Here is a 6,822-nt window from a genome sequence, read left to right on the forward strand (position 1 = left end):
GATATAACCGGCTTTAAACCACCCGTGTACGTTGTTTAAGTAATTTTCATATTCTTTGGTATCATATAAATTCACAAGCTTCAAATCGTTGTCAAAACCAGGCAATACTCCTAAACCGTCACCCACTTTGTCGTACCAAATATATTGATCCGATGGCAAGGTTAATCCGATGGCAAGCGGCGATATAGTTTGCTCATTGTCATTGATCGTTTTAAATACGTTGTCCAAATCGTCTATCGTTTTGATCGARGCTACATCAATATGGTGCTTCTCTACCAAATCCTTTCTCATCACGATGCCCGGTATACCTGTCGTGTAATCTTTCAGAACCGGCACGCCGTACGTTTTGCCATTGACCTTCGCACTCTCCAGATATTGCGGATCAAACTGCTTCTTGAGGTCTTGGCCATACTGATCCATAAGATTGTCCAGTTCAATGACTTTACCAGTCGTTACATCGCTTGGGTAACCGACTCCAAAAGAAAAGTACATATCGAGTTTTTCACCGCCGGCCGTCATCAAGTTCATTTGCTGCTGCCATGCTCCGATACTGATCGGCAGAATTTTTACTGTAGCATTAATCTTCTCTTTCGTAATCTTGTTCAATTCATCTTCAATTAACGGAAAATCCTTGGAAACGGATCCAAAAACAGGCATGGCCATCGTAATTTCAAAAGGGTCTTTGGTTACGCTGTTCGAGTCCGCGCTAGTGGTTGGTGAATCCGATGAGGCCGGGCTCTCATTTTTGGAATTGTTGCTGCATGCTGCAAGTAAGGTCAAGACAAGAAGCAGACTGATGGCTATTTTTTTTCTTTTCATTGTAATCCCCCCATAAATAAGTTGTCCTTACACGTTTATCTTATCGCGTTATCCGTCAAGCGACTAACACTTAGAGGACATTATTCATAGCACTTTCAAGCTTTACTTAGCCCAAAGCGGCATCCCCCGATCAAAGCAACAGACTGTTCGTTAATGCGATATTACCCAGATAACGAGCACTTGGTTTTAATGTCCGTTTCTGTGTTGAACGATCCACTTCAATCAAACCAAAGGTTTTGGAAAAGCCCTGCTGCCACTCGAAGTTGTCCATTAGCGACCAGTGCAAATACCCAACAACCGGAAGACCATCCGCGATGCAGGTATACACGCCTTGAAGTGCACGTTCGATGAAGGCGACACGACGCTCATCGTTATCTGTTCCGATCCCGTTCTCGGTGATGAGGATCGGCTTGTCCAGATGCTTATGAACGGTTCGAATTACAGCTTCAAGCCCTTGCGGCCAGAAGTCATTGCCCATCTGGGTTTTCTCAGTCTCCGCAGGGAAGGGAAGCATACCATCAGGACCATATATAGAACGCGTATAGTTCTGCAAGCCGAAGAAATCATCCTCCTGCAGGTAAGGAAGGAAGTCCAGAAATTCTTCTTTGAGCGCCTCCGCCGCATGTTCCTCCCCACCAGGTATGGATTGAATGTCGTAGAGGGACAGCGTCACGCCCACACGCGTATTCGGACTTACTCGACGAATCGCTGCTCTGGCCTCGACGTGAGACTGAAAGATCAGTTGATTCCCTTTGTCCGTACGCGGGGCCAAAAAAGGGTGAACATCGTTCGGGTGCAAACCAAAGGCACGTCCTAATTCTTCTTTGTATTGTTGCATCTTGGCGTTTCGTTCGAAATTAATTCCAACTTGAGCAGCTTGAGCTGCTTCGGCATTTTTTTGATAGYGCTTGATGATCTTGGTGATGCCCAGACCCATATTCGCTTCATTGATCGTACAAACGTAGGGAATCTGGTTGCCTAATTCACGCATAATATACTCACAGTAGCGAGCGAATCGTGCAGGAGTCTCTTCTGATTCCCAGCCACCGGCACGGATCAGCCATTGCGGTGAGGTAAAGTGATGCAGCGTCACGATCGGCGTTAAATGATGTTCTTCGCAAGCTGACAACATATCACGATAGTGATCTACAGCCGTTTGGTCATATTTGCCTTCCACCGGTTCGATTCGTGCCCATTCRATGGAGAAACGGTAAGCATTTAAACCAAGGGAAGCCATAAGCGCAATATCTTCCCGATAGCGCCTGTAATGATCGACAGCGATTCCGGAAGGCTCCTTGAATGTGGAGTGCTCGAGATTCTCCATCAGCCAGAAATCGGAATGAGTATTATTCCCTTCTACCTGATGAGCCGCGGTTGATGCTCCAAAGAAGAATCCTTCAGGAAATGTATGTGATGACATATAATCTCTCCTTCTTAGTTCGTTTTGTATCCAAAGTCGGGAATAGACGTCCATCTTTTGCGCAGCTCGTGCGCTGCCGCTTTCGGTTTTCTGTCGCGAGTAAAGATCCCCTTCTTATTGCCTTGTACCCGGATGATGCCTTGACTGGTTTGGAAATCGGCGAAGTTCCATACCTGCTCGCCAATAAAATGCTCGAACTCGTCAAACACTTCATGATTCGCCCGGTAAAATTCCAGCTGGAACTCTTCCGTAAACATAACTGGATCGATGTCATGGAAGCCCGCTATTGTATCCGCTCCATATTCTGTCATCATGATCGGTTTGCCTGGACATCGTTTGTACCAGCCGTTCAGCTCTTCGCGCAGCTTGATCTTGGCGGTCTCGAATTCCCCTCCGAATACATACCAGCCATAGTAGCGGTTCAGGCACAGCACATCTACCAGCTCCGCGACTTTGTCCGTATGCGGAAGCGCCATCATGTGGGTCACGATGGTAACGGGTCGCTTCTGAGGGTCCAGCTTCCTCGCTAATTCCACAAGAGGACGGAAATAATCATCTGCGCCATCCTCTTCGGATGCGGGTTCATTGGCAATACACCACATCACCACACATGGATGATTCTTATCGCGTTGGATAAGCTCCCGTACAGCGGTTTGATGATCCTCCTGCGTCTTCAACACTTCCCACGTATTCCGTTTGGGTCCGCGCTGCGGAGTCACATTAAAATTGAGATGAAGTCCGACCGCTGGCGTCTCGTCAATGACGACAATTCCTTCGCGATCCGCTAGTCTCATAATCTCTTCTGAATACGGATAGTGCGCCGTACGGAATGAGTTGGCGCCCATCCATTTCATCAATCGGAAATCCATGACATTAGCCGCTTCATTAAGCCCCCGTCCGTTTATTGGAGTATCCTCATGCTTGCCGAAGCCTTTAAAGTAAAACGGCTTATTATTAATGAGGAATTGGCCGCCCTTCACTTCTACGGTGCGAACGCCGAACGGCTGTTCATAGACATCAACAAGCCGCCCATCCTGAAGCAGCTCCAGCTTCAGTTGATACAAATAGGGCTGTAACGGCTCCCATAGCTTTACTTGTTCGATCCGCATACAGCCGCTTTCACCTTGGAACTGAGTAACAACCGTGCCCGATTCGTCCAAGATGGTTGCCTGTACATCGGCCTGTCCTTCGATCGCGGCTTCAAAGCGGACAATCCCGGCATCTCCATCAAGTTCGGGGACAATTGCGACGTCTTTCAAAAAAATTGTAGGGGTCGTGTAGATTTTGACAGGCCGATGGATCCCGGCATAGTTGAAGAAATCGAAATAAGGACTGTTCTTCACCACCTTGCCTAGACCAGGCTCTTCTCTTTCCACATAGGAGCCCATCGGCAGTGTCGTTTCATCCACGATATTGTTGACGGCAACCGTCAAACGATTTTTACCCGAATGAAGATAGTGGTTGATCACCCCCTCAAACGGCGTAAAACCGCCTTTATGTTCCATAATAAGTTGACCGTTGACATACACTTTGGCAAAGTGGGTGGCGGAGCCTAATCTCAACACGATTCGCTCAGACAACAAAAGGTTGGGTACGGTAAATTGCCTCTCGTACCATACCCAACCTACATGATTGCGTATATCTGCCGTAACACCTGTGTCATTGAAAGAAGCTGGTACAGACATGCGGATCGCATCCGTAAGCGCCTCTTTGTACCATTCGTCTCTAAATCCATCTCCTTGGTCCAGCTTGAAATTCCAAATGCCGCACAAATCCATAATGCTGCGGGTTTCAGTTACAATTGGATATAGCATAATTTCACTCAGGCTCCTTTGTCGTAAGTTCTATAGCTCTACTCACAATAATGATAGCCCTTTGGATGAGTTGAAACTAACACTTTAGAGACCCGTCGGGTAACACTTTGATGGCTTTTTATCAGATAGACCGCGATATACTCAAAAAAGTTGAGCAGACTTGAAGGCTGCTCAACTTTTTCCGAATTGACTGCGATATTCTGTTGGACCAATACCGGCATATTTTTTGAAAATTTTGGAAAAATGGGAGAAGTGCGTGTACCCTACCGATGCAGCGATGGTGCTGATGGACACGTTGGTTTGGGTCAATAGCTCCTTCGCTTGCTTGATTCGTTCAACCAACACATAATCAGAAAGGGAATAACCCGTTTCTTTCTTGAAGAACTTAGACAAGTAGCTTGGGTTCATGTACACTTGCTCTGCGATAATTTCCCGCGATAAGTCTTGATCTATATTCATCGCAATGAACCGCTTTATCTTTTCGACAATCGAACCCGTTTCTTTGAAAGCATCGGCTTGGTTCGTAGCTCGGTGTATAGCGTGCCGAACCCATATTTTCATGTTCGTGATCGAGCGACCGGCTTGATCCGAGATTCGCATTGAATCTTCATCGCCGAATAATTGATGAACTTGGATACCCCTGGCATGTAAAAAGGAATACAGCACCTGTACGAAATCCTGATTAAAACGATGAAGCGTATCTGCGTCGATCTCTTGGTTAAAGACGAGTTCATCCAACAGGTTTTCGACTACCTCTATGACTTTTTCTTTTGGTGCGGTTTTCAATAAGGACAAGATCGAACTTAAAGCAGGGAGTTCAAAAGCTTGTCCTGACGCATCGTTGACGCRGTAATGGAAAACTTCGTTGGCATATACGACATTTTTAAAATCCATTACCCTCAATGCCTTCACCATCGGCGCCATCTCGTGGACTTGTACGGAATGACCTACATAGCAGGTTAAGTCGCAGTAAAAATAGCGATTACACGATTCAATGTACTGACGACATACATGCAGTAGGCGGTCTTGATCCCATTCTGTCCCCTGGGAAGCAACCAAGATTACAAGGAGCATTCCGTTGTCCAGCTCAAAGCAGATTCCGTTCCATTCGTTGTTAATGACGATCTCTTCAGCCGAATTGAGAAGCGCATATTCCAGAATCTTCTCGTCCCTGCTCTTTAGTTCCTTATTCCACCTCTGCACCGATATTAAGACAGGAAGAAAGATAGACTCTTCCGTCATTGGAATATGATGACGTTCCACCTGTTCCCGAATCGCATCCGGATCGTTAGGTATGGATTGATAGATGAGGTCCAGCCAGAATTTTTCGATGATGTAAGAGTGATGCTTCATCCACAATTGATGGGATTGACTGTTCCTGCTGATCTCGCCGTTCCGGTCTATAAGTTCCTGTGCCTTTCGAATCGCGCCTTCCAATTCATCCGCCATTACGGGCTTGAGCAAATAATCAAGGCTCCCAAGCTTTAATGCTTCCTTGGCGTATTTGAAGTCGGCATGGCTCGTTAAGAAGATCGTGACGATATGGGGCTGATGTTCTCGCAACCAGGCCTGCAGTTCGAGACCGCTGCCGTGAGGCATCTCGATATCGCATAACAGGATGTCAATCCGTTCCTGTTCCAATATCTCTTTAGCTTTCCTAATATTCCATGCAGTAAACAGATTGCTGATCTGAAGCTTAGCCAAATCTAGATCTGATTTCACGCCTTCGATTGCATGTGCCTCATCGTCCACGAGCAGTATTTGATAACTCATCACGAACCCTCCATAACAGGTTTTCTCGGAAGAACGATTTCAACCTCGACTCCGCCGTTTTCAAGATTGTTGCCGTAATGGATTGACACAGAGTCGCCATACAGTAACCTTAGACGCCGCTGCACATTCCAGATCCCCGTATGTTCGCCTTGTTCGTTCTCCACACTGCGGCCATATCGCAGTGCTTGAAGGACTTCATCCGGAAAGCCCGGACCGTTGTCCCGAATCTGTATCTTCATTAATGAGCCGTCCTCTTCCAATAAATCGATCCCTACCGAAATATGAAAAGGTTCATCTAATGTCACGGCGTGCTTGATGGAATTCTCCGTGAATGACTGTATAATCAAAGGCGGTATGGGGGCATTGGTAAGAAAATCCGGAACGTCAATCGACCAGGTTAATTGATCCGGAAACCGCAAGCTTTGTATTCGAAGATAGTTGCGGGTATGCTCTAACTCTTCTTTTAGCTTAACGAATGATGTATTGCTGCGAAACATAAAGCGAAAATATCGAATGAGTGATAAGGTCATCTCGAGTACAAGATCAACTTTACTAACCTTGGCCAAATTGTATATAATGTTGAGTGTATTCAAAAAGAAATGCGGGTTCACTTGCAACTGCAGCCGCTGCAATTCCTCCCTCTGATGGTCTAACTGAACCTCGTATACATTGGTACGAAGGGATTGGATTTCATCCATCATGGAATTAAAGGATTGACCTAGCATTACAAATTCATCCGATGTGTCATATAACATTACCCGACTATTCCAATCCCCGTTCCTCACCTTCTTCATGGACTTCAAAAGCCGCTGCAGCGGGATTAGAATGGTTTGTCTCATGAAATACAATCCAACTGGGATGAAGATTAGGGAGATAAAGGTAATCACCCAAATAATCCCTTGCAAATAAGGAAGATTAGCTAGTATTCGCTGATCTGGAATTAATGTAATAAGGTTAAAATCCCCCATCTTGGAAGTTGCTCCAACAACCAGAAAT

General features: G+C 46.0%; 5 protein-coding genes. All 5 read right to left on the reverse strand.

Annotated features, from left to right (window positions below):
* The coding region (locus tag AB4Z33_RS30025) for an ABC transporter substrate-binding protein (protein WP_442053411.1) at positions 1-819 on the reverse strand (819 nt) is incomplete at its 3' end.
* Positions 820-949: 130 nt separating this feature from the next.
* On the reverse strand, positions 950-2,239 hold the full coding sequence (locus tag AB4Z33_RS30030) for a glycoside hydrolase family 1 protein (protein WP_442053412.1): 1,290 nt from the start codon (positions 2,237-2,239) through the stop codon (positions 950-952).
* 14 nt (positions 2,240-2,253) lie between these two features.
* Entirely contained in the window at positions 2,254-4,053 is a 1,800-nt protein-coding gene (gene uidA / locus AB4Z33_RS30035; RefSeq protein WP_442053413.1) for a beta-glucuronidase, read from the reverse strand.
* A 171-nt stretch (positions 4,054-4,224) separates the two neighbouring features.
* A complete protein-coding gene (locus AB4Z33_RS30040) occupies positions 4,225-5,826 on the reverse strand; it encodes a response regulator transcription factor (protein ID WP_442053414.1) in 1,602 nt (533 codons plus the stop codon).
* Positions 5,826-6,822: sensor histidine kinase (locus AB4Z33_RS30045; protein ID WP_442053415.1), on the reverse strand; the 997-nt coding region annotated here is incomplete at its 5' end. The genes AB4Z33_RS30040 and AB4Z33_RS30045, both read right to left, overlap by 1 nt.

This window comes from Paenibacillus sp. 2TAB19, from assembly GCF_052115185.1.
Classification (GTDB): Bacteria; Bacillota; Bacilli; order Paenibacillales; family Paenibacillaceae; genus Pristimantibacillus.

Coding starts and splice junctions, on each gene's coding strand:
- uidA (WP_442053413.1), bottom strand. CDS start 4,053: ATGCTATATCCAATTGTAACTGAAACCCGCAGCATTATGGATTTGTGC.